Below are 25,785 nucleotides of genomic sequence, written 5' to 3'. Positions count from 1 at the left end.
CCCCCGAAGCTAAACGCGACTCCTGCTCATGACAAGACCTAACCTTTGTGGTCAGGCGGGCCGCGTACACCCAGGGGCCGATGCGGCACGCCCCGCGCGTACCCACGGGGCGGTAGCCACACGGCCTCTTCCCGCCCGACGCGGCGCGGGCGCGCAACCCCGACCCTGGACGTCATGAGACTGGGAACGAGAACCCGCAAGGTCGTCCTGGTCGGCCACATCGTCTCGGTGAGCGCGTGGATCGGCATCGACCTCGCGCTCGGCGTGCTCGTGCTGACCGCGACCATCACCGCCGACACCGCCACCGCGGCGACCGCCTTCCAGGCCGCGCACCTCATCGCCGTGTGGCCGATGCTCACCGCCAGCCTGCTCAGCCTGGCCACCGGAGTCACCCTGGCCCTGGGCACCAAGTACGGCCTGATCCGCTACTGGTGGGTCGCCGTGAAGCTGGCCATCAACCTGGCCATGACGACGCTGATCTACCTCTCCCTGCGCCCCGGCCTGTACGCGGCGGCCGAGCACGGACGGCGGCTGGCGGCGGGCGACCCCGCCACCCAGCCGCCCGAGCAGCTCATCTACCCGATCTTCGTGGCGCCGAGCCTGCTGCTGGCCGCCGTCGTGCTGTCGGTCTTCAAGCCGTGGGGCCGCACCTCACGGCGAGGCGATACGGCCCAGCCCCGCCGGTATCTTCGCCGCCGCCGCGCGATCTAGCAGGAACAACGTACGGCCACGCCCACGCGCCCCCGCGGCGGGCACCTGCACCGGGCCGGAGTCGGACAGCGCCAGCCGTACCGACCCGGCCTTCTCCGCGCCGGCCGCCACCACCCACACCTCGCGCGCGGACTGGATCGTGGGCAGCGTCAGCGAGATCCGGGTGGGCGGCGGCTTGGGCGAGCCGTGCACCGCCACGACCGGCCGCGTGTCGTACAGCGCGGGCATCCCCGGGAACAGCGAGGCCACGTGCGCGTCCGGCCCCATGCCGAGCAGCATCACGTCGAAGCTCGGCGCCGGCCCGTGGTCCTCGGGCCGCGCCGCGGCACGCAGCTCGGCGGCGTAGGCGTCGGCCGACTCCTCCGCGGTCATCCCCGAGTCGGGCCCGCGCATGACATGGACGCGGGCCGGGTCGAGGTCGACGTGGTCGAGCAGCGCCTTGCGGGCGCCGGTCTCGTTGCGCTCGGGGTCGCCGTCCGGCAGGAACCGCTCGTCGCCCCACCACACCTCCAGCCGAGGCCAGTCGACGGCGTCACGCGCCGGCGTCGCGGCGATCGCGGCCAGCGTGGCGATGCCGACCGAGCCGCCGGTCAGCACGATCGAGGCCCACCCCTTGGCCGACTGCGCGTCGACCAGCCTGGTGATGATCCGCGCGGCCACGGCCTTGGCCAGCACGTCGGCGTCGCGATGGACGACCACGGAAGGAACGCTCACGGCAAACTCACCCCTTGTACGACTTGGCCAGCCGCTTGACCGCCGCCTCGTAGATCTCGTCGGAATCGAGGCGGCGCAGCTCCTCGGCCAGCAGCTCCGCCGTGGTCCTCCTGGCCAGCGCCACGTTGCGGTCGGGCTGGCCGGGCCGCGACAGCGTCGCCAGCCGGGCGTCGCTGCGGCTCACGGTCAGCTCGCCGTCGGCCAGCGACAGCCGTACCGCGGTCAGGCCGGGACCCGCGGAGTCCGACACCTTGACCGGGGCGCCCAGGCGCTCGCTCAGCCAGGCCGCCAGCAGCGGCGCGCTCGGGTGGCCGGTCGTGGCCTCCACGAAGCCCTTCTTCACCTTGCCCACCGGCTGGTCGAAGGCGGCGGCCAGCAGGCTGCGCCACGGCGTCAGCCGCGCCCACGACAGGTCGGTGTCGCCGGGCGCGTAGCCCTTGGCGCGGGCCGCCAGCTCCTTGATGCCGTCGTGCACGGCCTTGGCGTCGGTGATGCGGCGCTGGGCCAGTACGCCGATCGGGTCCTTGGCGGGCACGGACGGGGCCTCGCCCGGCCACCAGGCCACCACCGGCGTGTCGGGCAGCAGCAGCGGGCTGACCACGGAGTCGGCGTGCTCGGTCAGCTCGCCGTACAGGCGCAGCACCACCACCTCGCCCGGCGTGGACTCGCCGATGCGCAGCTCGGCGTCGAGCCGGTTGGCCTCGTCGGCCTCCCGCTTGATCACCACGAGGATGCGCGAGGGGTGCTCGCGGGCGGCGTCGGTGGCCGCGCGCAGGGAGTCGTACTGGTCGCGCTCGTCACAGATGACCACCAGCGTCAGCACCATCCCTATCGCGGGCGCGCCCATCTGGTGGCGCAGGTGCATGAGCTGCGCGGAGATCTTCCCCGCGGTCGTGTCCGTCAGCATGAAAGTGGTCACAGTCGTCTCCACACGCGCCCGTCACGGGCCATCATCTCGTCGGCCGACGGCGGCCCCCACGAACCGGCCGGGTAGTCCTCGGGCTGGCCCTGCGTCGCCCAGAACTCCTCGATCGGGTCGAGGATCTTCCACGACAGCTCAACCTCGCGCTGGTGCGGGAACAGCGGCGGATCGCCGATCATGACGTCCAGCAGCAGCCGCTCGTACGCCTCCGGCGAGGACTCCATGAACGACTCGCCATAGGCGAAGTCCATGGACACGTCGCGCACCTCCATCGCGGTGCCCGGCACCTTCGAGCCGAAGCGCACCGTGATGCCCTCGTCCGGCTGCACCCGGATCACCAGGGCGTTCTGGCCGAGGATCTCGGTGTCGTCCTTGCTGAAGGGCAGGTGCGGCGCGCGCTGGAAGACCACGGCCACCTCGGTCACCCGCCGCCCGAGCCGCTTGCCCGTGCGCAGGTAGAACGGCACGCCGGCCCAGCGCCGGTTGGCGATCTCCAGCTTGATCGCGGCGTAGGTCTCGGTCGTGGAGTCGGCCGGGATGCCGTCCTCCTCCAGGTAGCCGACGACCTTCTCGCCGCCCTGCCAGCCCGCCGCGTACTTGCCGCGGGCGGTGTTGTTCTTCAGGTCGGCCGGCAGGCGTACCGCCTTGAGGACCTTCTCCTTCTCCCGCCGCAGCGACGAGGCCTCGAACGAGGTCGGGTCCTCCATCCCCACCAGCGCCAGCAGTTGCAGCAGGTGGTTCTGGATCACGTCGCGGGCCGCGCCGATGCCGTCGTAGTAGCCCGCCCGGCCGGCCAGGCCGATGTCCTCGGCCATGGTGATCTGCACGTGGTCGACGTAGGAGCGGTTCCAGATCGGCTCGTACAGGTTGTTGGCGAAGCGCAGCGCCATGATGTTCTGGACGGTCTCCTTGCCCAGGTAGTGGTCGATCCGGAAGATCGACGACTCCGGGAAGGCCTCGTTGGTGATCTCGTTCAGCTCGTGGGCGCTCTGCAGGTCGTGCCCGAACGGCTTCTCGATCACCACCCGCCGCCACGAGCCCTCGGGCGCGTCGGCCAGCCCCGTCCGCTTCAACTGCTTCACCACGGCGGGGAAGAACTTCGGCGGCACCGACAGGTAGAACGCATAGTTGCCGCCCGTGCCGCGCGTCTGGTCGATCTCCTTCAACGCCATCGCCAGCGCGTCGAACGCGCCGTCGTCGGAGAACTCGCCCGGCACGAAGTGGATCCCCTCGGCCAGTTGCTTCCACACTTCCTCGCGCCACGGCGTCCTGGCGTTGGCCTTCACCGCGTCATGCGTCAACTGGGCGAAGTCCTGGTCCTTCCAGTCACGGCGCGCGAAACCGACCAGCGAGAACCCGGGCGGCAGCAGCCCGCGGTTGCCCAGGTCGTAGATGGCCGGCAACAACTTGCGCTTGGCCAGGTCACCCGTCACGCCGAACAACACCATCACGCACGGTCCCGCCACCCTGGGCAGCCGCTTGTCGCGCGGGTCACGCAGCGGGTTGGCGGCCGCCACCTCAAGGGTGGTGGCGGTGCCCGCGACGGCCGCCGCCACGGTGACGGCTTCCTCTGCGGGCGCTGCCGGGTCTGTCATCTCAAGCCTCCTGTGCGGCTGCGAGCAGGCGCGCGACTCCGGTCACGCGGTCGGTCAGATGCAGGCGTACGGCAGGCCGCCCCCGGCCCGCCAGCGCCTGAAGGTCGCCGAGGGCCTGGGCCAGTTGCAGCCCGCCCAAGCTGTACGGCCGGCCGGGCACCGCGAGGTCGTCCTCCACCACGCCGGTGATGAGAAGGAACACCCCGTTCCCGGGCCCGCCCTTGTGGTACTGCCCGGTGGCGTGCAGGTAGCGCGGCCCCCAGCCGAAGGTCACCGGCCGGTCGGTGCGCAGGGCGAGCAGCGCCCGCAGCGTGGCCGCGTCGGCCGCCATCCAGGCGTCGGTCATCTCCTCGAAGTCGGCCCCCTCGCGCACCGGCGCGTCGAAGGCGGCCAGCCGGTCGAGGTGGGCCAGCACGGCCAGGTAGCCGCCGGCCGGCACGGCCGCCAGCAGCTCGGCCAGCAGGCCGGGCAGGTCGCGGGCCTCGGTGGGGCCGTGGACCTGGACCGGCCCGTCGGTGAACGCGGGCTCCTGCGCCGCGGCGGGCGCCTCCAGCAGCGCCCGCGCGTTGCGCTCGGCCACCGCCACGTCGGGCTGGTCGAACGGGTCGACCTCCAGCAGCCGCCCGGCCAGCGCCGTCGCGTACTCCCACACCAGGAACTGCGCCCCGAGCGGCCCGTCCACGCGCACGTCGCCGTTGTCGGAGCCGATCGCCACGACGAGCTCGTCCCGCGCCCCGGTGGGGTCGGCGGCGACGACGGGCAGGATGCCGCGGCCGTCCTTGCCGAGCGACTCGGCGACCAGGTGCTCGATCCAGTCGGGCAGCCCGGTGATCTGCGCGAGCCGGTCCTCAAGGATCAGCTTGTCGCGCCCGGCCAGCGCGGCGCCGCCGAGCACCGCGCCCAGGTCGAGGCCGGGATTGCCCTCCGGCAGCGCCAGCAGCGGCGTCATCTCCTCCGCCTCGGCCAGCAGCCGCTCGACCTCCACGCCCGCCAGCGCGCTCGGCACCAGGCCGAAGGCCGACAGCGCCGAGTAGCGCCCGCCCACGTCCGGCCTGGCCGGCACCATCTGGTAGCCGGCGTCGATCGCCGCCTGCTCCAGCGGGGAGCCGGGGTCGGTCACCACCACGATCCGGTCGCCGGGGTCGATCCCGGCGGCGCGGAAGGCGGCCTCGAACACGCGCAGCGCCGCGTCGGTCTCGACGGTCGTGCCGCTCTTGCCGGCGACCACGAGGACGGTCTTGTCCAGGCCGTCGGCCAGCGCGCGGCGCACCTGCCGGGGGTCGCTGGTGTCGAGCACGGTCAGCGGCACGTCGGCGGTGTTGCAGATCACCTCGGCGGCCAGCGACGAGCCGCCCATCCCGGCCAGCACCACGTTGGCCAGGCCCTGCGCCCCCGCCCACTCGGTCAGCTTGCCGATCTCCGGCAGCAGCTCGCGAGAGGTCAGGGGCAGGGTCAGCCAGCCGAGGCGGGTCGCCGCCCCGGCCGCGGCCTCCTCGCCCCAGAGCCCCGGGTCGGCGGCGGCCAGCCGTTGCGGCACGCCGTCGCCGAGGAGGCGCGCCGCGGCCGAGGAGGCGGCCTCGGCCACCTCCTCGTCGCGGACCGTGACCTCCACTATCCGGCCAGCTTCTTCGCCACGCTGTCCAGCAGTTCGGTCCAGGAGACCTCGAACTTGTCGACGCCCTCGTCCTCCAGGACCTTCACCACGTCGTCGTAGTCGACGCCGGCCTCCTTCAGCGCGGCCATGGTGTTCCACGCCTGCTCGTAGAAGGGGCGGACGGTGTCGCCGGTGACGTTGCCGTGGGCGGCGCTCGCGTCGAGCGTCTTCTCCGGCATCGTGTTGACCGTGCCGGGGGCGACGAGGTCGTCGACGTACATGGTGTCCCGGTAGTCGGGGTTCTTCACGCCGGTCGAGGCCCACAGCGGGCGCTGCGGCCGGGCTCCGGCGGCGCGCAGGCGCTGCCAGCGCTCGGAGTTCATGACCTCCTCGAACGCGGCGTAGGCCAGGCGCGCGTTGGCCACGCCCGCCTTGCCCTTCAGCTCCGGCTTGCCGGCGGCGTCGAGACGCTTGTCGATCTCGGTGTCGACGCGGCTGACGAAGAACGAGGCCACCGACTCGATGCCGGCCAGCTTGAGCCCCTTGGCCTGCGCGGCCTCAAGGCCGGTCAGCCAGGCGTCCATCACCGCGCGGTAGCGCTCCAGCGAGAAGATCAGCGTGACGTTGACGCTGATGCCCTCGGAGATCGCCTGCGTGATCGCCGGCAGGCCCTCCTGGGTCGCCGGGATCTTGATGAACAGGTTGGGCCGGTCCACCATCCACCACAGCGCGCGGGCCTCGGCGACGGTCTTCTCCGTCTCGCGGGCCAGGCGCGGGTCGACCTCCAGCGACACGCGGCCGTCCACGCCGCCGGTGGCGTCGTAGACGGGGCGCAGCACGTCGGCGGCCCAGCGGATGTCGTAGGTGGTGATCGCGCGCACGGCCTCGCCGACGTCCACGCCGCGGATCGCCAGGTCGTGGATCTGGCTGTCGTAGGCGTCGCCCTTGCTGAGCGCGCTCGCGAAGATGGTCGGGTTGGAGGTCACGCCGACCACGTTCTTCTCGCGGATCAGCTGCTCCAGGTTGCCGGTGCGCAGGCGCTCACGGCTGATGTCGTCCAGCCAGATGGACACTCCCTGGCCGGACAGCTTGTTCAGGATCTCGCTGCTGCTCATCTCAGTTTCCCGTCGTCTCGCCTTTGTCGTGACCGAGCTTGGCGAGGCTGGCCTTGGCCGCCGCCGCCACCCGCTCGGCCGTCAGGCCGAACTGCTCGTACAGCGTCTTGTAGGGTGCCGAGGCCCCGAAGTGCTCGAGGCTGACCGTCTCGCCCGCCTCACCCACAAACTCGCGCCAGCCGAGGCCGATTCCCGCCTCGACCGCGACGCGGGCCTTCACGGACGGAGGCAGCACGCTCTGCCGGTACGCGGAGTCCTGCCCGTGGAACCACTCGACACACGGCATCGACACGACCCGGGTCGGGATGCCCTGCGCCTCCAGCAGTTCCCTGCCCTCCACGGCCAGCTCGACCTCCGAGCCGGTGGCGATGAGGATCACCTGCGGCTGGCCGTCCGACGCCTCGCGCAGCACGTACGCGCCCCGCTTGACGCCCTCGGCGCTGGTGCCCTCGTAGACCGGCAGGTTCTGCCGGGTCAGCGCCAGCGCGGCCGGGCGGTCGGTGTGCTCCAGCACGGCCGTCCAGGCGTAGACCGTCTCGTTGGCGTCGGCCGGGCGGACCACGTCCAGGCCGGGGATCGCGCGCAGAGCCCACAGGTGCTCGACCGGCTGGTGGGTCGGGCCGTCCTCGCCGAGGCCGATCGAGTCGTGCGTCCAGACGTAGGTGACCGGCAGCTTCATCAGCGCCGCCAGGCGTACGGCGGGCCGCATGTAGTCGGAGAAGACCAGGAAGGTGCCGCCGTAGGGCCGGGTGCCGCCGTGCAGGGCGATGCCGTTGAGGATGGCGCCCATGCCGTGCTCGCGGATGCCGAAGTGCAGCGTGCGGCCGTAGCGGTTACCGGGGAACTCCCTGGTCTGGTACTCGTCGGGGATGAAGGACGGCTCGCCCTTCATCGTGGTGTTGTTGGACTCGGCGAGGTCGGCGGAGCCGCCCCACAGCTCGGGCAGCACCCGGGCCACGGAGCCGAGGAACTCGCCTGACGCCTTGCGGGTGGCCACCGACGCGCCGGCCTCGAACTCCGGCAGCGCGCTCGTCCAGCCGCCGGGCAGCTCGCGGGCGGAGATGCGGTCGTACTCGGCGGCGCGCTCGGGGTTGGCCGCGCGCCAGGCGGCGTAGCCCTTCTCCCACTCGGCGTGCGCCTCGCGGCCGCGCGCGGCCACCTGCCTGGCGTGCTCCAGCACCTCGGCCGGGACGTCGAAGGACTTCTCCGGGTCCATGTCGAGGATCTTCTTGGTGGCCGCGACCTCGTCGGCGCCGAGCTTGGAGCCGTGGATCTTGCCGGTGTTCTGCTTGTTGGGCGCGGGCCAGCCGATGATCGTGCGCAGCATGATGAACGACGGCTTGCCGGTCTCGGCGCGCGCGGCCTCAAGGGCGGCGTTCAGGGCGGCGACGTCCTCGGTGTACTCGCCGGTCTTGGTCCAGTCCACCTTCTGGACGTGCCAGCCGTAGGCCTCGTACCGCTTGAGGATGTCCTCCGACAGCGCGATCTGGGTGTCGTCCTCGATCGAGATGTGGTTGGAGTCGAACAGGATGGTCAGGTTGCCGAGCTGCTGGTGGCCAGCCAGCGAGCTGACCTCGTGGCTGATGCCCTCCTCGATGTCGCCCTCGGAGGCGAAGCACCAGATGTGGTGGTCGAAGGGGCTCTCGCCGGGGGCGGCGTCCGGGTCGAACAGACCGCGCTCGCGGCGGGCGGCCATCGCCATGCCGACCGCGTTGCCGATGCCCTGGCCCAGCGGGCCCGTCGTGGTCTCCACGCCGACCGTGTGCCCGTGCTCGGGGTGGCCGGGGGTGAGGCTGTCCCAGGTGCGCAGGCGCTCGAGGTCCTCCAGCGTCAGCCCGTACCCGGACAGGTAGAGCTGGATGTAGAGGGTCAGGCTGGAGTGGCCGCAGGACAGGACGAACCGGTCACGGCCGAGCCAGCTCGCATCGGTCGGGTCGTGCCGCATCGTGCGCTGGAAGAGCAGGTACGCGGCGGGCGCCAGGCTCATCGCCGTACCGGGGTGGCCGGAGCCGGCCTTCTCCACCGCGTCCATCGCCAGTGCTCGGACGACGTCGACCGCCTTCTTGTCGAGGTCGGTCCATTCAAAGGTGCTCAACTGCTCGATCTCCGGAATCTCGTTGTCATAGGTGGTGCCGGTTGGCATTTCCCGCCCACACGGACCCTAACGGAGCCGCGGTCAAGATCGATTCCCTTCCCGCTCCGTGCGTGTCCGCGAGCGGGTCACGCCCCCCATGGCCGGACCGGCCGCCCCTGCTACTACAGTTTGTTTGTTCGCAGGGACGCCACGGCGTCCATTCACGGATCCGCTCTAATCAGAGGTTACGCGTTGACTCCGCACGTGCTGGAAGCGCCTTGACGGTGCTCACGAACAGGCAATCGACGGCCCCGGCCCCGCAGGCCGCGCAGCCGCGCTCCTTCGGCGCGGTCGTCAAGGCCTATGTCGCGCTGACCAAGCCGCGGGTCATCGAGCTGCTCCTGATCACCACGCTGCCGGTCATGTTCCTCGCGTCGGGCGGCCTGCCGCCCCTGTGGAAGGCCCTGTGGGTCATGGTGTTCGGCACGCTGTCGGCAGGCAGCGCCAACGCCCTCAACTGCTACATCGACCGCGACATCGACGTGAAGATGCGGCGCACCCGCAAGCGCCCGCTGGCCCGCCACCAGGTCACGCCGCGCAACGCGCTGATCTTCGGAATCGTCCTCGGAACTTTGTCCGTCGTTGGCATGTGGGTCACCACGAACCTGCTCGCCGCCGCGCTCAACCTGTCGGCGATCCTGTTCTACGTCTTCGTCTACTCGATGATCCTCAAGCGGCGCACCTCCCAGAACATCGTCTGGGGCGGCCTGGCCGGGTGCATGCCGGTGGTCATCGGCTGGTCGGGCATCACCGGCAGCCTGGAGTGGACGCCGCTGGTGCTGTTCGGCGTGGTGTTCTTCTGGACGCCGCCGCACACCTGGACCCTGGCCATGCGCTACAAGGAGGACTACGCCGCCGCGTCGATCCCGATGCTGCCCGTGGTCGCCACCGAGCGCAGGGTCGTCGTGGAGTCCATCGTCTACACCTGGGCGACGGTGATCTGCTCGCTGCTGCTGTGGCCCGTCGCCGGCACCACGCTGCTCTACCCGATCGTCGCGCTCGCGCTCGGCGTCGTGTGCCTGTGGGAGATCCACCGCATGCTGGCCAGGGTCAACGCCGGCAAGACCGGGGTCGATCTGCGGCCGATGCGCTTCTTCCACTGGTCCAACGCCTACCTGGCGCTCCTGTTCCTCGCCGTCGCCATCGACCCGCTGCTCAGCTGAGCGTGTGCGGTGGGACAGCTCTGACACGATCCGTTAAAGTCACCGTATGGCGTCCCGTGATCCACGCTGGGTGTTCAAGGACCGGCCATCCTTCGCCCTGATCATCGGGCTGGTCGTCACCGGCATCTGCGCGCTCGTCTCGCTCTCCTTCGACGTGATCAACGGCGCGCCTGTCCACTTCCTCGTCGCCCTCCTGCTGGCCCTGGCTCCGGTGCCCGTCCTGCTCGCCGCGGTGCTCGCGCTGGACCGGATGGAGCCCGAGCCGCGCAGCAACCTCGTCTTCGCCTTCGCGTGGGGGGCGGGCGTGGCCGTACTGGTGGCGGGCGTGGTCAACTCGCTCAACCTGCACTACATCGCGGACGCCGCCAACCTCACGCCCGACAACGCCCGCAGCGTGGCCGCCACGTTCGGGGCGCCGGTCGTCGAGGAGACGATGAAGGGCCTGGTCCTGCTCGGGCTGCTGCGCTTTCGCCGGGCCGAGCTCGACGGCCCCACCGACGGCATCATCTACGCCAGCATGGTCGGGCTCGGCTTCGCGATGAGCGAGAACGTCAGCTACTACGTGGCCGCGCTCACCGAGCGCGGCGTCGAGGGCCTGGCCGTGACGGTCGTGCTGCGCGGCATCCTGTCGCCGTTCGCGCACCCGCTGTTCACCTCGATGATCGGCGTCGCGGTGGCCTACGCCGCCCAGCGCAGCGGCTCGGTGCGGGTCGGCTACATCCTGGCGGGCTGGATCGGCGCGATGCTCCTGCACGGTCTGTGGAACGGCATGGCCTCCTACGGCGGCTTCCCCGGCCTCATGATCGCGTACCTGATCCTGCTGCTCGTGCTGCTGGTCATGATCGGCATCGTGATCAAGGACAGGCGGCGCATCGTCGGCCTCATCCAGCGCTACCTGCCGCCCTACGAGCCGACCCGCCTGGTGGACCAGGCCGACATCCACATGCTCTCGGCGCTGTCCCGTCGTCGGCGGGCCCGCCAGTGGGCCAGCGCGCACGGCGGCAAGCGCGGGCTGCGCGCGATGAGCGACTACCAGCTCGCCGCCACCGAGCTCGGCCTGCTGCACGACCGCGCGGCGCGGCGGGTGGTGGACGAGCAGACCTTCCACGAGGAACAACGCGCCCTCCTCGAATGCATGAGCGCCGCCCGCGCCGGCTTCCCCGCCCCGATTCGCTGAGCTTTTCGCTGGAATCGTGCTCGCGGGCGGCTGGTCCTTCTTCGGGCCGCCTTTCCGTTACGGCTCCCGCCACCCCCACGCCACCCGCCGACGTGCGCTGACGCCGATCGTGGGGGTCGCTTCCCACGTCGGACGTGGTCCCCGCCGTCACGGCCCGCGTAGGCCGCCTGGCCCGGAAACCTGGCCACCACGCCCTCGGCCCCTCGTACGCCATCTGACCTGGAGACATGGCCGGGGTTGTCCGTTAGTTGTGGGTCAGGATGGTCTTCAGGCTCGTTTCCCTCGGGCCGGGGAAGACCGGGTCGGAGCGGAGGAGGATCGCGTCGGCGAAGCCCTTGGCCGTGGCCAGCAGTTCCCGGGTCGCGTAGGCGTAGGTGGCGGCGGCCCACTGCCTGGTCGAGTCGTCGCCCACCCCGTAGGTCTCCAGGCCGGCCGTTCTGCAGAGCGTGACGGCCCGTGGGATGTGGAAGACCTGGGTCACGACGGTCAGGCGTTCGGCCCCGAAGACCTCGCGGGCCCGTACGCACGAGTCCCAGGTGTCGAAACCGGCGTAGTCCAGGACCATCGCCCGCGCCGGGATGCCCTTGGCCGTCAGGTAGTCGCGCATCGCCGTGGGCTCGTCGTACTCCTCGCGGCTGTTGTCGCCGGACAGCAGCAGCGCCTTCACCTTGCCCGCCCGGTACAGCTCGGCGGCGATGTCCAGGCGGCGGGCGAGCATGGGGGAGGGGCGTCCGCCGTACAGGCCGGCGCCGAGCACGAGCGCGACCTGCGTGTTCGGGACCCGAGCGAGCCAGCCCTCGGTGTCGGCGGTGGCGCGGTGCGGCGAGCTGTCGAGCCAGGCCCAGGTCATCGGGGCCAGCGCGAGCACGCTGGCCAGCACGAGCGCCTGGTAACACCTTCGGAGGAGCTTCCGCCTATTTCCTGACAAGGGTGGCCTTCCGCCGGTGGGGGAGGGGCGGACTTATCGTGCCATACCCGGTCAGGCGGCAGCGCGCTCCCGGTCGGGGGAGGGGAGGGTGCCGACCGGCTCGCGGACGCGGGTGGCCGTCACCGCGCGCAGCGCGAAGATCCAGACCAGGGTCGAGCCGAGCACGTGCAGGCCCACGAGGAAGGCGGGCACGCCCAGGAAGTACTGCGTGTAGCCGATCACACCCTGCAGCAGCTCGATGCCCAGCAGGGCCAGCGCGGCCCGGCGGGCGGCGCGCGGCGCCTTGCTCACGTGCAGGGCGAACAGCAGCGCGAACGTCAGCCCGACCACCAGGTACGCGATGTCGGCGTGGACCCGCGCCACCGACTCGATGTCGAGGTCGAAGCGCGAGGCCAGCTCGTCACCGGAGTGCGGGCCGGTGCCGGTGACCAGCACGCCCGCCACCAGCAGCGTGAAGACCGCCGCGAGCAGGACCTGCGCCAGCCGCCTGATGTCGCGGTGCACGACCCGCCTGATCACCCCCTGGCGCTCGCCGGTCCGCACGTAGAACATCCAGCAGGCGGCCATCAGGCCCACGGAGATGATGTAGTGCATGCCGACCGTGGCCGGGTGCAGCGCGGTCCTGACCACCAGCCCGCCCCACAGAGCCTGCACCACGATGCCGGCCGGCTGCACCCAGGCTAGGCGGACGAGGTCGGGGCGGCGCGGCGCCGTACGCAATGCCGCGATGACGCAGGCGAAGCCCACCGCGAGGACCAGGAACGTCAGCAGCCGGTTTCCGAACTCCACCGCCATGTGCAGCGGCGAGATCTCGGGGTGCAGGACCGGCAGGTAGCTGTCGCTGGTGCACTGGGGCCAGGTGGGGCAGCCCAGGCCCGACTCGGTCACCCTGACGGTCGCCCCGGTGACCGCGATGCCCGCGTTGACCACGACCGAGGCGAGGGCCCAGCCGCGCATCGAGGACGGGGTGGGGTCCCAGAAGTACAGACTTCTGATGATCGAGGTGGGGCGGCCGGTGGGTAGCTTCACGTCATCGATGGTAGGGGCCCTATGTGCCGGTCCTTCCACCGCGATGGCCTCTGGCCGAGCGAGCGAAGTTCAGTGTAGTGTGACATATTACTGAAGGGAGGCCGATGTCGGACGTCATCGTCATCGGCGCAGGAGTGGTCGGCGCCGCCTGCGCCTACTACGCGGCGCGTGCCGGGCTGGACGTGACCGTCGTCGACCGCGGACCCGTGGCGGGCGGCACCACCGGCTCCGGCGAGGGCAACGTGCTCGTCTCCGACAAGGAGCCGGGCCCCGAACTCGACCTCGCCCTTCTGTCCAACCGCCTCTGGCGCGAGCTGGCCGAGCACGGCGGCTTCGAGTTCGAGGCCAAGGGCGGGCTCGTCGTCGCCGAGACCGCCGACGTCCTGCGGCAGCTCACCGAACTGGCCGCCAAGCAGGGCGTGGAGCACACGGCGGTATCCGGCGAGGCGCTGGGCGGCTACGAGCCGCATCTGGCGCCGGGGCTGGCCGGCGGCGTCCACTACCCCCAGGACGCGCAGGTCCAGCCCATGCTCGCCGCCGCCCGGCTGATCGCGCTCGGCGCGGACTCCTACGGCCACGGCACCCTCCACCTGCGCACCGGCGTCACCGTCACCGGATTCCTGCGCGACGGGGCGCGCGTGAGCGGTGTGCGCACCTCCCACGGCGACATCCTCGGCGGCGCCGTCGTGAACGCCGCGGGCACCTGGGGCGGCGAGGTCGCCGCGATGGCGGGGGTCCACCTGCCGGTGCTGCCCAGGCGCGGCTTCATCCTCGTCACAGAACCGCTGGGCGAACCGCTGATCCGGCACAAGGTCTACACGGCCGCGTACGTGACCAACGTGGCCAGCGACTCCGAGGGGCTGGAGACCTCCGCCGTGGTCGAGGGCACCCCCGCCGGCCCCGTGCTCATCGGGGCCAGCAGGGAACGGGTCGGCTTCGACCGGACCACCTCGGTGCCGGTGCTGTCCAGGCTGGCCGCGCAGGCGGTCGCGCTGTTCCCCGCGCTGCGCGAGGTGCGGGCGATCCGCTCCTACTGCGGCTTCCGCCCGTACTGCCCCGACCACCTGCCCGTCATCGGCGAGGACCCGAGGGCGCCCGGCCTCTACCACGCCTGCGGCCACGAGGGCGCCGGCATCGGCCTGGCCCCCGCCACCGGCCACCTGCTCGCCCAGCTCCTGGCCGGACGGCGGCCCGACCTCGACCCGCACCCGTTCCGGCCCGACCGCTTCACCCGATCCACCCGAGAGGAGACCGGCTGATGGAGCGGTTCGACATCTCCGTCGACGGGCGCCCGGTGCCCGCCGAGCCCGGGCAGACGATCGGCGCGGCGCTGCACGCCGCCGGGGTCCGCTCCTGGCGCTCCACCCGCTTCGGCGGACGGCCGCGCGGCCTGTTCTGCGGCATCGGGGCCTGCTTCGACTGCCTCGTCGTCGTCAACGGCCGGCCCGCCGAGCGTGCCTGCCGGCTCGAAGCCCGTCCCGGCGACGAGGTGAGCACCTCATGACCCACGACCTGGCCGTCGTCGGCGGCGGGCCCGCCGGGGTCGCCGGCGCGCTGACCGCCGCGCTCGCCGGGCTCCGCGTCGTCCTGCTGGACGGCGGGCCGCGCCTGGGCGGGCAGTACTTCCGCCACGCCCACGGAGCCGAACCCGAGCCCCGCTTCGCCCGCCAGACCAGAGCTTTGCGCCAGCGGGCCGACGTCCTGCTCCAGCACCAGGTCTGGGCCCTCAGCCGCGAGGACGACGCGTTCACCGTGCACGCCTACGGCACCAGCCGCGCGGATGACGCGTACGGCACCGGCCGCGCGGAAGAGCCGGCCCACGGCCGTGCGGAGATACGGGCGCGGCACGTGCTCATCGCCACCGGCGCCCACGACCGGCCGCTGCCCTTCCCCGGCTGGGACCTGCCCGGCGTGCTCACCGCCGGAGGCGCGCAGGCGCTGCTCAAGGGCGAGCGCGTGCCGGCCGGGCGGCGGATCGCCGTGGCCGGGACCGGGCCGTTCCTGCTGCCGGTCGCCGCCGGGCTGGCGGAGGCGGGCGTCGAGGTGGCCGGGGTGTTCGAGGCGTCGGGCGGGCTGGGCCTGGCCCGGCATCCGGTCATGGCGCTCGGCAAGGCGGGCGAGGCCGCCGGGTACGCGTGGGCGCTGGGGACGCGGCGCGTGCCGTACCGGAGGAGACACGCGGTGATCGCCGCGCACGGCGAGGACGAGCTGCGCGCGGTCACGGTGGCCAGGCTGGATCGCGACTGGAACGTTCTGGGCACAGAGGAACTGGAGTGCGACGCGCTCGCGGTCGGCTACGGGTTCGTGCCGCAGATCGAGCTGGCCGTCCAGCTCGGCTGCCGGACCCGCGGTGACACCGACGGCACGCCCGTGGTGGACGTGGACGCGCGCCAGCGCACCAGCGTCCCCGGCGTGTGGGCGGCCGGCGAGCCCACCGGCGTCGGCGGCTGGGAGCTGTCGGAGATCGAGGGCCGCATCGCCGGCCTCGCGCTCGCCGGCGCCGCCGAGGTGCCCGGCCTGCTGCTGCGCAGGCGCGCCCGGCTGCGCGCCTTCGCCGCCGCGCTGCAGACCGCCTACCCCGTGCGGCCCGGCTGGCAGTCGTGGCTCGCCCAGGACACCCTCGTGTGCCGGTGCGAGGAGGTGCCGCTGGCCCGCGTCCGCGAGGCGCAGGCGCTCGGCGCCACCGACGCCCGCTCGATCAAGCTGCTGGCCAGGCCCGGCATGGGCTGGTGCCAGGGCCGCATGTGCGGCTACGCGCTCGCCTGCCTCGCCGGGGAACCCCAGCAGCCCCCACGCCGCCCCATCGCCCAGCCGATCTCCCTAGGCGCCCTAGCGGAGCCCCCACAGAAGGAACGTTGATGACAACACGCACGAAACCCTGGCACGGCGTCATGGTGGCCACCGCGCTCGCCCTGCACGACGACCTGTCCGTGGATTACGACGGCTTCGCCGGGCACTGCCGCTGGCTGGTCGCGAACGGCTGCGACGGCGTCGTGCCCAACGGCTCGCTGGGCGAGTACCAGACGCTGACGCCCGAGGAGCGCGCCAAGGTCGCCGAGACGGCCGTCGCCGCGATCGGCGGCGAGCGCGTCATGGCCGGCGTCGGCGCCTACGGCGCGGCCGAGTCGCGCCGCTGGGCCGAGCACGCCCGCGAGATCGGCTGCGGATCGGTGCTCGCGCTGCCGCCCAACACCTACCGCGCCGACGAGCGCGCCGTGCTGGAGCACTACCGCCAGGTGGCCGAGGCGGGGCTGCCGGTCGTGGCCTACAACAACCCCTACGACACCAAGGTCGACCTGACCCCGGCTCTCCTGGCGAAGCTGCACGCCGAGGGGCTGATCGTGGCGGTCAAGGAGTTCACCGGCGACGTGCGCCGCGCCTACGAGCTGGCCGAGCTCGCCCCCGGCCTCGACCTGCTGGTGGGCTCGGACGACGTGCTGCTGGAGCTGGGCATCGCCGGGGCCGTCGGGTGGATCGCGGGCTTCCCCAACGCGCTGCCCGCCGCCAACGTGGCGCTCTACCGCGCCGCGCTGGCCCGCGACCTGGACACCGCGCTGCCCCTGTACCGGACGCTGCACCCGCTGCTGCGCTGGGACTCCAAGATCGAGTTCGTGCAGGCCATCAAGCTCTCCATGGACGTGGCCGGCCGCCGCGGCGGACCCTGCCGCCAGCCGCGTGTACCGCTCACCGGCGACCAGTCCACCGCCGTCCGCGCCGCCACCGAGAAGGCCCTCGCCGAGGGGATGTCGTAGCTTTCTCCCAGGTCCTTTCCGCAGTGATTCCAGAAGCCCGGCCTTCCGTTACGGCAAGCCGCGCACCCGCCACCCGCCGCACTCCGGCGGGCGGCCTCCAGGGGAACGGCCGGCGGCCGTACCCCATCCCGCCGTGACGAGGACCGCTTCACCGGCCAAGTGGCCCAGGCACCCCCAGAGGAGCTGTATGAGAACCAACCGGGTCTTCCACGCGGTCGACTCGCACACCGAGGGCATGCCCACGCGCGTGATCACCGGCGGCGTGGGCGTCGTTCCCGGCGCCACGATGGCCGAGCGGCGCGTGTACTTCCGCGACCACCTCGACCATCTGCGCAACCTGCTCATGCGCGAGCCCCGCGGGCACTCCGCCATGAGCGGGGCGATCCTGCAGCCGCCCACCCGGCCGGACGCCGACTGGGGAGTGCTGTTCATCGAGGTGTCCGGGCTGCTGCCGATGTGCGGGCACGGCACGATCGGGGTGGCGACCGTACTGGTCGAGACCGGCATGGTCGAGGTGACCGAGCCGGTGACCACGATCCGGCTGGACGTGCCCGCCGGGCTCGTCACCGTGGACGTCGCGGTCAGGGACGGCGTCGCCGAGTCGGTCACGCTCCGCAACGTGGCCTCCTTCAGCGATCGGCTGGACGCCGAGGTCGAGGTGCCGGGGTTCGGCGGCATCCGCTACGACCTGGCCTACGGCGGCAACTTCTACGCCATCGTCGGCCTCGACTCCTACAAGCTGCCGTTCGACCGGGGCGCCAAGAACGAGATCATCGCCGCCGGGCTGGCGACCATGGACGCGATCAACGCCGCCGACGAGCCGGTCCATCCCGAGGACACGCGCATCCGGGGCTGCCACCACGTCTACTTCGCCGCTCCCGGCTCCACGGCCGGGCACTCCCGGCACGCGATGGCCATCTTCCCCGGATGGTTCGACCGCTCGCCCTGCGGCACCGGCACCAGCGCCCGGATGGCGCAACTGCACGCGCGCGGCGAACTGGGCATAGGCGCCGACTTCGTCAACGAGTCGTTCATCGGGACCCGGTTCGTCGGACGGCTGCTGGAGGAGACCACGGTCGGCGGGCGGCCCGCCGTGCTGCCGTCCATCACCGGGCGCGCCTGGATCACCGGGACGGCCCAGTACTTCCTCGATCCCCGCGACCCCTTTCCCGCGGGGTTCGAGCTGTGATCACGACGGTCGACTACCACACCGGGGGCGAGCCGTTCAGGATCGTGACCGGCGGCGTCCCGGACATCCCCGGCGCCACCGTGCTCGAACGGCGGGACGCCACCGGGGGTGTCGATCACGTGCGGCGGCTGCTGTGCCATGAGCCGCGCGGCCATGCCGACATGTACGGCTGTTTCCTGGTTCCGCCGGACGACTCCGGGGCGCATCTGGGTGTGCTGTTCTGGCACAAGGACGGCTATTCGACCGCCTGCGGGCATGGCACGATCGCGCTGGCCGTACACGCTGTGCAGGAGGGGCTGGTGGAGTCCGTCCCCGACGGCGTCACGGACGTGGTCGTCGACGTCCCGTCGGGCCGCGTGACCGCCCGCGTGACCCGCGCCGGGGGCCGGGTCACCGGAGTCACCTTCCGCAGCGTCCCGTCGTACGTGATCGCCCGCGACGTGCAGGCCGCCGGCGTCACCCTCGACGTCTCCTACGGCGGCGCCCTGTACGCCAGCCTGCCCGCCTCCGCCGTGGGCCTGTCCGTGGAGCGGGAGCACCTGCCCGCCCTCATCGCCCACGGCCGCCGCGTAAAGTCCGCGCTGCACGGCCACCCCGCCGCCCGCCACCCCCGCGACGACCGCCTGTCCGGCATCTACGGCGTCATCTTCCACGACGACCTGTCCGCCGACGGGACCGCCCTGCACCAGCGCAACGTCACCGTCTTCGCCGACGGCGAGGTGGACCGCTCACCGTGCGGCTCCGGCACCGCCGCCCGCATGGCACTGCTGGCCACCGACCACGGGGACCAGGTCACGTTGACCCACGACAGCGTCATCGGCACCCGCTTCACGGCCAGGATCGCGGGACGCACACCCGAGGGCATCGTCCCGGAGATCGACGGCATGGCCTACCGCACCGGCCGCCACACCTTCGACCTCGACCCCACCGACCCCCTCGGCACCGGCTTCGTCCTCCGCTAACCACCCCACCCGCCCCACACCCGCCTGGCCCATCGTGCCCACCCCGCCTGCCCGCACGCCCGCCCCAAGCCCACCCCCGCGGCCCCACGCCGCGCCTCCCGCGCCCCACGCCGCGCTACGCGTGTTCAGGGGCCACCCCCCTTGGGGTTTCCCTCGTGACCCCTGCGCGGGCCTCTTCCCTAATTACGGCGGGGACCTGGATGCTTGGCCCATGAACGCGCTGCCCTACATCGACGCGGAGGCCCTGGAGCGGCTGGTTCCGGTGCCGCGGGCCGTACGGCTGCTGGAGGAGGCGTTGCGCGACGGGCTGGACCCCGAGGACACCCCGCAGCGCCCCGTCGTGGACCTGCCCGGCGGCCAGATGCTGCTGATGCCCGCCGCCACCCGCGCCTACGCCGGGGTCAAGGCGGTCACGATCGCGCCCGAGGACGCCACGCGCGAGCTGCCCCGCATCCAGGGCGCCTACCTGCTGTTCGACGGCGCCACGCTGGCCCCGCTGGCGGTCATGGACGGCATCGCCCTGACCAGCCTGCGCACCCCCGCCGTCTCCGCCCTGGCCGCCACCCACCTGGCCCCCGCCGACGCCCGCACCCTGGTGGTGTTCGGGTCGGGGCCGCAGGCGTGGGGTCACGTTTTGGCTCTGAGGACGGTACGCCCGCTGGAGCGCGTCACCGTCGTCGCCAGGCACCCGCAGCGGGCCGAGGCGCTGGCAGCCCGCTGCGCCGGGCTCGGACTGGCCGCTGAGACCCTGTGCGGCGACGACCCCGGCACCCGCGCGGCCGTCGACACCGCCGTGGCCGGGGCCGATCTCGTGGCCTGCTGCACCACTGCCCGCGAGCCCCTGTTCCCCGGTAAGCTCGCCCGCGACGGCGCCGCCATCCTCGCCGTCGGCTCCCACGAACCAGACGCCCGCGAGGTCGACGACGACCTCGTCGCCCGCTCGACCGTCGTGGTCGAGTCCCGGGCGAGTGCGCTGGTCGAGGCGGGAGATGTGATCGTCCCGATCCGCCACGGTACGATCACGACTGGTCACCTCGCCGGAAACCTCGCCGAGCTGGTCAACGGCCGTGTCACCGCGGGTCCGGGCCCCAGGTTGTTCAAGAGCACCGGGATGGCCTGGCAGGATCTCGTGGTGGCCGCGGCCGCTTACGAGGCGTGGACGTAGGGAAAGGGATGCGCGCGATGGCTGCGGAGGACCGGCTCGACCTGCCGATGGTGGGGGAGCGGCAGAGCCTGCGCGAGCAGGTCGCGCACGCGCTCCGGGCGGCGCTGATCACCGGTGAGATGCGCCCAGGCGTGGTGTACTCCGCGCCGGTGCTGGCCGCCCAGTTCGGGGTGTCGGCGACCCCCGTGCGCGAGGCCATGCTCGACCTGGCCAAGGAGGGCCTGGTCGAGGCGGTGCGCAACAAGGGCTTCCGGGTCACGGAGCTGTCCGACCGCGACCTCGACGAGCTCACCGAGATCCGCCAGTTGATCGAGGTGCCCACGGTGACGCGGCTCGCGGACGCCTCGCGGGCGGCGGAGTTCGACAGCCTGCGGCCGGTCGCCGAGGAGATCGTCGCCGCGGCGGAACGCGGTGATCTGCTGGCATATGTGGACGCTGACCTGCGGTTTCACGTGGAACTGCTCAAGCTGTGCGGCAACATGCACCTGGTGGAGGTGGTCCGCGACCTGCGCAACCGGGCCCGCCTGTACGGCCTGCAGCAGCTCTTCGAGCGCGGCAAGCTCCCCGACTCGGGACGCGAGCACCTGGAACTGCTCACCGCCCTGGCGGAAGGCGACTCCGCCGCGGCCGAACGCATCATGAGCGCCCACATCCAGCACGTCCGCGGCATCTGGGCCGACCGCCCCGAATAGCCCGCCGTACCGCTGGGACGGGTCGATCAGAGCTTCTTGCGCGCCCGGGTCGCCCCGAGGCTGGCCGCCACCACGCAGATGACCGCCGCCCACTCCCGCACGTGCAGGATCTCGCCCAGCACCACCAGCCCAATCAGCGCCGCCACCGCGGGCTCCAGGCTCATCAGGATGCCGAACACGTGCTTGGGCATCCGTCGCAGCGCCTGCAGCTCCAGCGAGTACGGGATCACCGACGACAGCAGCCCGACCCCCAGCCCGATCAGCAAAACCTCGGGTTGCAGCAGGTCCATCCCGCCCGCCGTCACCCCGACCGGCGCGACGACCACGGCCGAGACCGCCATGGCCAGCGACAGCCCGGTGGCGCCGGAGAATCGCTGGCCCGCCGCCGCCGACAGCAGGATGTACGCCGCCCAGCAGGCCCCCGCCACCAGCGCGAACCCGATGCCCGCCCAGCTCACCGACGCCGACTGTCCCCAGGGCGCGAGCAGGACCACGCCGCCCCCGGCCAGCAGCACCCACAGCAGGTCAAGCCGCCGCCGCGAGGCCGCCACCGCGACCCCCAGCGGCCCCAGGAACTCGATCGCCACCGCGATCCCCATGGGCAACCGGGCCAGAGCCTCGTAGAAGGTCAGGTTCATGACCGCCAGCGTGGCGCCGAAGGCGACCACGACGCCCCAGTCGCGCGCGCTCATGCCCCGCAGCCGGGGCCGCGCGACGGCGGTGATGATCAGCGCCCCCGCCGCGATGCGCAGGAACACCATGGCGCTCGGCGGCAGCACGTGGAACAGGTCCTTGGCGAACCCGGCGCCCAACTGGACGGAGACGATGGCCAGCAGCACGAGCCCGGACGGCGGGATCGAGTCGGCGGCCGTGCGCAGCAGACCGCCGGGCCCCGGCAGGCGGGATCTGGAACGGTCGAACGGGTCGTCAAGCGCGAAGGCGGTCATGCGGGGGTTCTCCTCAGGTAGTGGTCAGAGGGTACTCACCGCGACCGACAAGAACGGAGCCAGGGGGGTCACTCCCAGCGGAAGGTCCGCGAGGCCAGCCCCAGCGTGAGGGCGGCCCAGACCGCCAGCACGGCCAGCGCGCCGAGCGGCAGCGCGGCCCCGTCGCGCAGCACCGCGCGCAGCCCGCCGGTCAGCGCCGAGATCGGCAGCAGCTCCAGCGCCGCCCGCACCCCCTCGGGGAACTTCGACAGCGGGAAGACCACCCCGCCCGCCCCCAGCAGCACCAGGTAGACGAGGTTGGCCGCGGCCAGCGTCGCCTCCGCGCGCAGCACGCCCGCCATGAGCAGCCCGAGCCCGCTGAAGGCCGCGGTCCCAAGCAGCACCAGCAGGGCCGCAGCCAGGATCGAGCCGTGCGGACGCCAGCCCAGCGCCAGCGCCACGGCCACGATGACCAGCGCCTGAAGGGCCTCCACCGCGAGTACGGCCAGCGTCTTGGCCAGCAGGAGCCCGGCCCGCGACAGCGGCGTGGCCCCGAGCCGCTTCAGCACGCCGTAACGGCGCTCGAACCCCGTGGCGATCGCCTGCCCGGTGAAGGCCGTGGACATCACGGCCAGGGCCAGCACGCCGGGCGTCAGGAAGTCGACCCGGCTCCCGCCGCCGATGTCGATCAGCGGCGCCAGCGAGAAGCCGACCAACAGCAGCACCGGGATGACCAGCGTGAGCAGCAGTTGCTCGCCGTTGCGCAGGATGGCCCGCACCTCGGCGCCCGCCTGCGCCAGCACCATCCTGGACAGCGGCGCCGCGCCGGGCGCCGGAGTGAGGTCAAGGGTGGTCATCGCAGTTCGCGTCCCGTCAGTTCGAGGAAGACGTCCTCCAGCGTGCGGCGCTCGATGCGCAGGTCGTCGGCGGTGACGCCCTCGGCGGCGCACCAGGCGGTGACCGTGGCCAGCAGCTCGGGCCCGACCTGGCCCTCAAGGATGTAGTGGCCGGCGGGGGACTCCTTGGCGGCGCTGCCCGCGGGCAGCGCGTTGAGCAGCTCCTCCAGCGCGAGTCCCGGGCGGGCCCGGAAGCGCAGTTGCCGCTCCGCGCCGGTGAGCTGGGCGGGGCTGCCCTCGGCCACGACCTGGCCCCTGTCGATGATGACGACGTGGTCGGACAGGCGCTCGGCCTCGTCCATGTGGTGGGTGGTGAGCACCACCGAGACCCCGGCCGCGCGCAGGTCGCCGACCAGGTCCCAGCAGCCGTGCCTGGCCTGCGGGTCGAGTCCGGCGGTGGGCTCGTCGAGGAAGACCAGCTCGGGGCGGCCGACGACCGCGGCGGCCAGGGACAGGCGCTGCTGCTGGCCGCCGGAGAGCCTGCGGTAGGGGGTGCGGGCGTGCTCGGCCAGCCCGAGGCGTACCAGAAGGGCCTGGGGATCCAGGGGGCGGGCGTAGAAGCGGGAGACCAGCCGCAGCCACTCGCCGCAGCGCATCGCGGGCGGGACGCCGCCCGCCTGGAGCATGACGCCCACCCGGGGGCGCAGCGCGTGGTCGCGCGGGTCGGCGCCGAGCACCCGCACGGTGCCGGCGTCGGCGCGCCTGAAGCCCTCGCAGATCTCGATCGTGGAGGTCTTGCCCGCGCCGTTGGGGCCGAGGATCGCGGTGACCGCGCCGCGCGCCGCCGAGAGCGTGAGGCCGTCGATCGCGGTGGTGGCGCCGTAGCGCTTGACCAGATCGATGATCTCGACGGCTGGGGAATCCATGGCCAAGAGTCTAGGGACTGCGCGTGGTGGTCCGGGCTCCGACCTGGCAGCGCGTAAAGGCTTGCGGTCGAACCCGTCAAGTCACCTGACGGGTGGGACGGGACGTGATTGGGTGATTGTGGTCCATCTCACAGAAGGAGGGGGAAGTGTCAGTACGCAGCACTTATGAACCAGGCGTTCCCTGCTGGGTGGATCTGTCGACCACCGACGTGGCGGCGGCGGTCGGCTTCTACGGCGAGCTTTTCGGCTGGCGCGCCGAGATGGCCGACGACCCGGCCGCCGGTGGTTACGGGCAGTTCCACGTCGGCGACAAGGTCGTGGCCGGAGTCGGCCCGCTCCAGGCCGAGGGCATGCCCCCGGTCTGGAACATGTACGTCTCCACCGACGACGCGGCGGCGGTCGCCGACCGGGTCAAGAACGCGGGCGGCACGGTCGTGGCCGAGCCGTTCGCGGTGTTCGACGCCGGGACGATGGGCGTCTTCCAGGCCACCGACGGCGGCTTCTTCTGCGCGTGGCAGCCGGGCAATCACAACGGCGCGGCGCTGGTCAACGAGCCGGGCTCGTTCTGCTGGAACGAACTCGTCAGCCGCGACGTCGAGGCCGCCACCCGCTTCTACAGCGAGGTCTTCGGCTGGCGGCCGCACGCCCAGCAGATGGGAGAGATGGCCTACACCGAGTGGTACAACGGCGAGAACAGCATCGCGGGCATGATGGCCATGGACGCCGACCACCCGCCCCAGGTGCCCTCCTACTGGGGCACCTACTTCTGCGTGGCCGACCTCGGCGCCACGGTCTCCAAGGCCCGCGAGAAGGGCGCCACGGTCCTCGTGGAGCGCATGGACTCCCCGCCCGGGCCGTTCAGTGTGCTCACCGACCCCCAGGGGGCGAGCTTCAACGTCATCCAACTTCACGAAAATTCCTGAAATAGGGAATTAGGCCGACCTAATCCCTGTTCCATCCCTCGGCCCTCGTGGGCCATCGGTCCGCGAGGGAGAGGGGTGAACGCATGTCCGTGGCAGAGGCCACGCCGGCGGTCGAGGTCAGGAGAGAACGCCGCGGACTGCTCCTCCTGATCCTGGGCGCGCTGAGCGCCATCGGGCCGCTGTCCATCGACATGTACCTGCCCGCGCTGCCCGCCATCTCCGTCGAGATGGTCTCGGCCCCCGCCCAGGTCCAGCTCACCCTCACCGCCTGTCTCATCGGCGTCTCGCTCGGCCAGGTGCTGGCCGGCCCGCTCAGCGACGTGCGCGGGCGGCGCGGCCCCCTGCTCGTCGGCGTCGGCGGCTTCGCGCTGGCCTCGCTGCTGTGCGCCTTCGCCCCCAACGTGCCCGCGCTGATCGCGCTGCGCCTGCTGCAGGGCGTGCTCGGCGGCGCCGCGCTGGTGATCGTCCGCGCGGTGGTGCGCGACCTGTACGACGGGGCGGCCATCGCCCGCATCTTCGCCACCCTCATGCTGGTCAGCGGCCTCGCGCCGATCCTGGCCCCGATCGCCGGCGCGCAACTGCTGGCGTTCACCTCCTGGCGCGGCGTCTTCGTCGCGCTGAGCCTGCTGGGCCTGGCGCTGCTGCTCGCGGTCGTCCCCGGCGTCAAGGAGACGCTCCCCGCCGACCGGCGCGAGAGCGGCGGCCTCAGGCACACCGCCAGGACGTTCTGGCGCCTGCTGCGCGACCGCGCCTTCATGGCCAGCGCGCTGACCGCGGGCCTGGCCTTCGCGGCCATGTTCGCCTACATCTCCGGCTCGCCGTTCGTCCTTCAGGGCGTCTACCAGGCCACGCCGCAGCAGTACTCCCTCATCTTCGGGCTCAACGCCCTCGGCCTGACCGTCATGGCCCAGGTCGGCGGGCGCCTGGCCGGGCGCGTCCGGCCCGAGCTCCTCGTCCGCGTCGGCCTGGCCGTCACGCTGGCGGGCGGCGCGCTGCTGGTCGCCGCCGCCACCGCGGGCCTGGGCCTCGGCGGCATCGTGGCGGGCCTGTTCGTCATCATGTGCGGCCAGGGACTCGTCCTGCCGGGCACCGGCGCGCTCGCCCTCGCCAGCCAGCCCCCGCAGGTCGCCGGCAGCGCCTCGGCGCTGCTCGGGGTGCTCCAGTTCGCGCTCGGCGCGCTGGCCGCGCCGCTGGTGGGACTCGCCGGATCCGGTACGGCGGTGCCGATGGCGGCCGTCATGCTGGCCCTGATCGTCGCCTCCGGGGCGGCGTTCACCCTGCTCCGGCGTGGAGTTAGGTAAGGCTACCCTGCGTGAGAAATTGCATTCCCCG

24 protein-coding genes are annotated in these 25,785 nt (G+C 72.4%); 13 read left to right on the top strand and 11 right to left on the bottom strand.

The genetic code is table 11. The annotated features are described in order from the left end of the window. Window positions 1-174: 174 nt before the first annotated feature. Window positions 175-711: a hypothetical protein gene (locus ACIBEJ_RS38340; protein WP_397187840.1), complete on the top strand. Its 537-nt coding sequence runs from the start codon at window positions 175-177 to the stop codon at window positions 709-711. Here the strand turns inward: ACIBEJ_RS38340 and pgl are convergent. Genes pgl through tkt form a run of 6 tightly spaced genes read right to left on the bottom strand, consistent with a single transcriptional unit; the run spans window position 652 to window position 8,794 of the window. Then, complete coding sequence (gene pgl, locus ACIBEJ_RS38335) at window positions 652-1,425, bottom strand: 6-phosphogluconolactonase (RefSeq protein ID WP_397187839.1); 774 nt, start codon at window positions 1,423-1,425, stop codon at window positions 652-654. The two genes, ACIBEJ_RS38340 and pgl, sit on opposite strands and share 60 nt — an antisense overlap. Window positions 1,426-1,432: 7 nt before the next feature. Further along, the gene (opcA, locus tag ACIBEJ_RS38330; protein WP_397187838.1) at window positions 1,433-2,344 is read right to left on the bottom strand and encodes a glucose-6-phosphate dehydrogenase assembly protein OpcA; all 912 of its coding nucleotides are present in this window, start codon (window positions 2,342-2,344) and stop codon (window positions 1,433-1,435) included. Beyond that, window positions 2,341-3,942, bottom strand: a complete 1,602-nt coding sequence (gene zwf, locus ACIBEJ_RS38325; RefSeq protein ID WP_397187837.1) for a glucose-6-phosphate dehydrogenase — start codon at window positions 3,940-3,942, stop codon at window positions 2,341-2,343. The genes opcA and zwf overlap by 4 nt, the downstream gene beginning before the upstream one ends. Window position 3,943: 1 nt before the next feature. Then, the gene (locus ACIBEJ_RS38320) at window positions 3,944-5,554 is read right to left on the bottom strand and encodes a glucose-6-phosphate isomerase (RefSeq protein ID WP_397187836.1); all 1,611 of its coding nucleotides are present in this window, start codon (window positions 5,552-5,554) and stop codon (window positions 3,944-3,946) included. Beyond that, window positions 5,554-6,651: a transaldolase gene (gene tal, locus ACIBEJ_RS38315; RefSeq protein ID WP_397187835.1), complete on the bottom strand. Its 1,098-nt coding sequence runs from the start codon at window positions 6,649-6,651 to the stop codon at window positions 5,554-5,556. Before tal ends, ACIBEJ_RS38320 begins: the two co-directional genes overlap by 1 nt. Window position 6,652: 1 nt before the next feature. Next, window positions 6,653-8,794 carry a transketolase gene (gene tkt, locus ACIBEJ_RS38310; protein WP_397187834.1) on the bottom strand — a complete coding sequence of 714 codons (2,142 nt, stop codon included), beginning with the start codon at window positions 8,792-8,794 and terminating at the stop codon, window positions 6,653-6,655. Window positions 8,795-9,003: 209 nt separating this feature from the next. Between tkt and ACIBEJ_RS38305 the strand changes: the two genes are divergently transcribed. After that, window positions 9,004-9,948 (top strand): heme o synthase, encoded by a 945-nt coding sequence (locus ACIBEJ_RS38305; protein WP_397187833.1) that lies wholly within the window; start codon window positions 9,004-9,006, stop codon window positions 9,946-9,948. 46 nt (window positions 9,949-9,994) lie between these two features. After that, on the top strand, window positions 9,995-11,125 hold the full coding sequence (locus ACIBEJ_RS38300; protein WP_397187832.1) for a PrsW family intramembrane metalloprotease: 1,131 nt from the start codon (window positions 9,995-9,997) through the stop codon (window positions 11,123-11,125). A 244-nt stretch (window positions 11,126-11,369) separates the two neighbouring features. Here the strand turns inward: ACIBEJ_RS38300 and ACIBEJ_RS38295 are convergent, their stop codons facing one another. Both ACIBEJ_RS38295 and ACIBEJ_RS38290 read right to left on the bottom strand, forming a co-directional pair. Further along, complete coding sequence (locus ACIBEJ_RS38295) at window positions 11,370-12,005, bottom strand: vancomycin high temperature exclusion protein (RefSeq protein ID WP_397187831.1); 636 nt, start codon at window positions 12,003-12,005, stop codon at window positions 11,370-11,372. A gap of 99 nt (window positions 12,006-12,104) precedes the next feature. Beyond that, window positions 12,105-13,082 carry a heme A synthase gene (locus ACIBEJ_RS38290; protein WP_397187830.1) on the bottom strand — a complete coding sequence of 326 codons (978 nt, stop codon included), beginning with the start codon at window positions 13,080-13,082 and terminating at the stop codon, window positions 12,105-12,107. Window positions 13,083-13,186: 104 nt separating this feature from the next. On the opposite strand from ACIBEJ_RS38290, the gene ACIBEJ_RS38285 reads away from it, so the two are divergent. The 8 genes from ACIBEJ_RS38285 to ACIBEJ_RS38250 all read left to right on the top strand — a co-directional run bounded on the left by ACIBEJ_RS38285 (window position 13,187) and on the right by ACIBEJ_RS38250 (window position 20,842). Continuing rightward, on the top strand, window positions 13,187-14,341 hold the full coding sequence (locus ACIBEJ_RS38285; protein WP_397187829.1) for an NAD(P)/FAD-dependent oxidoreductase: 1,155 nt from the start codon (window positions 13,187-13,189) through the stop codon (window positions 14,339-14,341). Then, entirely contained in the window at window positions 14,341-14,586 is a 246-nt protein-coding gene (locus tag ACIBEJ_RS38280; protein ID WP_397187828.1) for a (2Fe-2S)-binding protein, read from the top strand. The genes ACIBEJ_RS38285 and ACIBEJ_RS38280 overlap by 1 nt, the downstream gene beginning before the upstream one ends. Next, on the top strand, window positions 14,583-15,941 hold the full coding sequence (locus ACIBEJ_RS38275) for an NAD(P)/FAD-dependent oxidoreductase (protein WP_397187827.1): 1,359 nt from the start codon (window positions 14,583-14,585) through the stop codon (window positions 15,939-15,941). The genes ACIBEJ_RS38280 and ACIBEJ_RS38275 overlap by 4 nt, the downstream gene beginning before the upstream one ends. After that, window positions 15,941-16,834, top strand: coding sequence for a dihydrodipicolinate synthase family protein (locus tag ACIBEJ_RS38270; RefSeq protein ID WP_397187826.1), 894 nt, complete (start codon window positions 15,941-15,943; stop codon window positions 16,832-16,834). Before ACIBEJ_RS38275 ends, ACIBEJ_RS38270 begins: the two co-directional genes overlap by 1 nt. A 187-nt stretch (window positions 16,835-17,021) precedes the next feature. Next, window positions 17,022-18,023 carry a proline racemase family protein gene (locus ACIBEJ_RS38265; protein WP_397187825.1) on the top strand — a complete coding sequence of 334 codons (1,002 nt, stop codon included), beginning with the start codon at window positions 17,022-17,024 and terminating at the stop codon, window positions 18,021-18,023. Further along, window positions 18,020-18,985 (top strand): proline racemase family protein, encoded by a 966-nt coding sequence (locus tag ACIBEJ_RS38260; protein ID WP_397187824.1) that lies wholly within the window; start codon window positions 18,020-18,022, stop codon window positions 18,983-18,985. Before ACIBEJ_RS38265 ends, ACIBEJ_RS38260 begins: the two co-directional genes overlap by 4 nt. A 211-nt stretch (window positions 18,986-19,196) precedes the next feature. Then, window positions 19,197-20,150 carry an ornithine cyclodeaminase family protein gene (locus tag ACIBEJ_RS38255; RefSeq protein ID WP_397187823.1) on the top strand — a complete coding sequence of 318 codons (954 nt, stop codon included), beginning with the start codon at window positions 19,197-19,199 and terminating at the stop codon, window positions 20,148-20,150. A gap of 17 nt (window positions 20,151-20,167) precedes the next feature. Continuing rightward, window positions 20,168-20,842 carry a GntR family transcriptional regulator gene (locus ACIBEJ_RS38250; RefSeq protein ID WP_397187822.1) on the top strand — a complete coding sequence of 225 codons (675 nt, stop codon included), beginning with the start codon at window positions 20,168-20,170 and terminating at the stop codon, window positions 20,840-20,842. A gap of 26 nt (window positions 20,843-20,868) precedes the next feature. Here the strand turns inward: ACIBEJ_RS38250 and ACIBEJ_RS38245 are convergent, their stop codons facing one another. From ACIBEJ_RS38245 to ACIBEJ_RS38235, 3 genes are all read right to left on the bottom strand, one after another. After that, window positions 20,869-21,789, bottom strand: coding sequence for an EamA family transporter (locus ACIBEJ_RS38245; protein WP_397187821.1), 921 nt, complete (start codon window positions 21,787-21,789; stop codon window positions 20,869-20,871). 68 nt (window positions 21,790-21,857) lie between these two features. Beyond that, window positions 21,858-22,625: an ABC transporter permease gene (locus tag ACIBEJ_RS38240; RefSeq protein WP_397187820.1), complete on the bottom strand. Its 768-nt coding sequence runs from the start codon at window positions 22,623-22,625 to the stop codon at window positions 21,858-21,860. Then, window positions 22,622-23,530 carry an ABC transporter ATP-binding protein gene (locus ACIBEJ_RS38235; RefSeq protein ID WP_397187819.1) on the bottom strand — a complete coding sequence of 303 codons (909 nt, stop codon included), beginning with the start codon at window positions 23,528-23,530 and terminating at the stop codon, window positions 22,622-22,624. Before ACIBEJ_RS38235 ends, ACIBEJ_RS38240 begins: the two co-directional genes overlap by 4 nt. Window positions 23,531-23,676: 146 nt before the next feature. Between ACIBEJ_RS38235 and ACIBEJ_RS38230 the strand changes: the two genes are divergently transcribed. Further along, entirely contained in the window at window positions 23,677-24,453 is a 777-nt protein-coding gene (locus ACIBEJ_RS38230) for a VOC family protein (RefSeq protein ID WP_397187818.1), read from the top strand. A gap of 83 nt (window positions 24,454-24,536) precedes the next feature. Further along, window positions 24,537-25,754 carry a multidrug effflux MFS transporter gene (locus ACIBEJ_RS38225; protein WP_397187817.1) on the top strand — a complete coding sequence of 406 codons (1,218 nt, stop codon included), beginning with the start codon at window positions 24,537-24,539 and terminating at the stop codon, window positions 25,752-25,754. Window positions 25,755-25,785: the final 31 nt, after the last annotated feature.

The sequence above is a fragment of the Nonomuraea sp. NPDC050790 genome (genome assembly GCF_044456745.1).
Classification (GTDB): Bacteria; Actinomycetota; Actinomycetes; order Streptosporangiales; family Streptosporangiaceae; genus Nonomuraea.
Note: the sequence above shows the minus strand (reverse complement) of the source record. Positions and strands in the feature narration are given on the sequence as shown.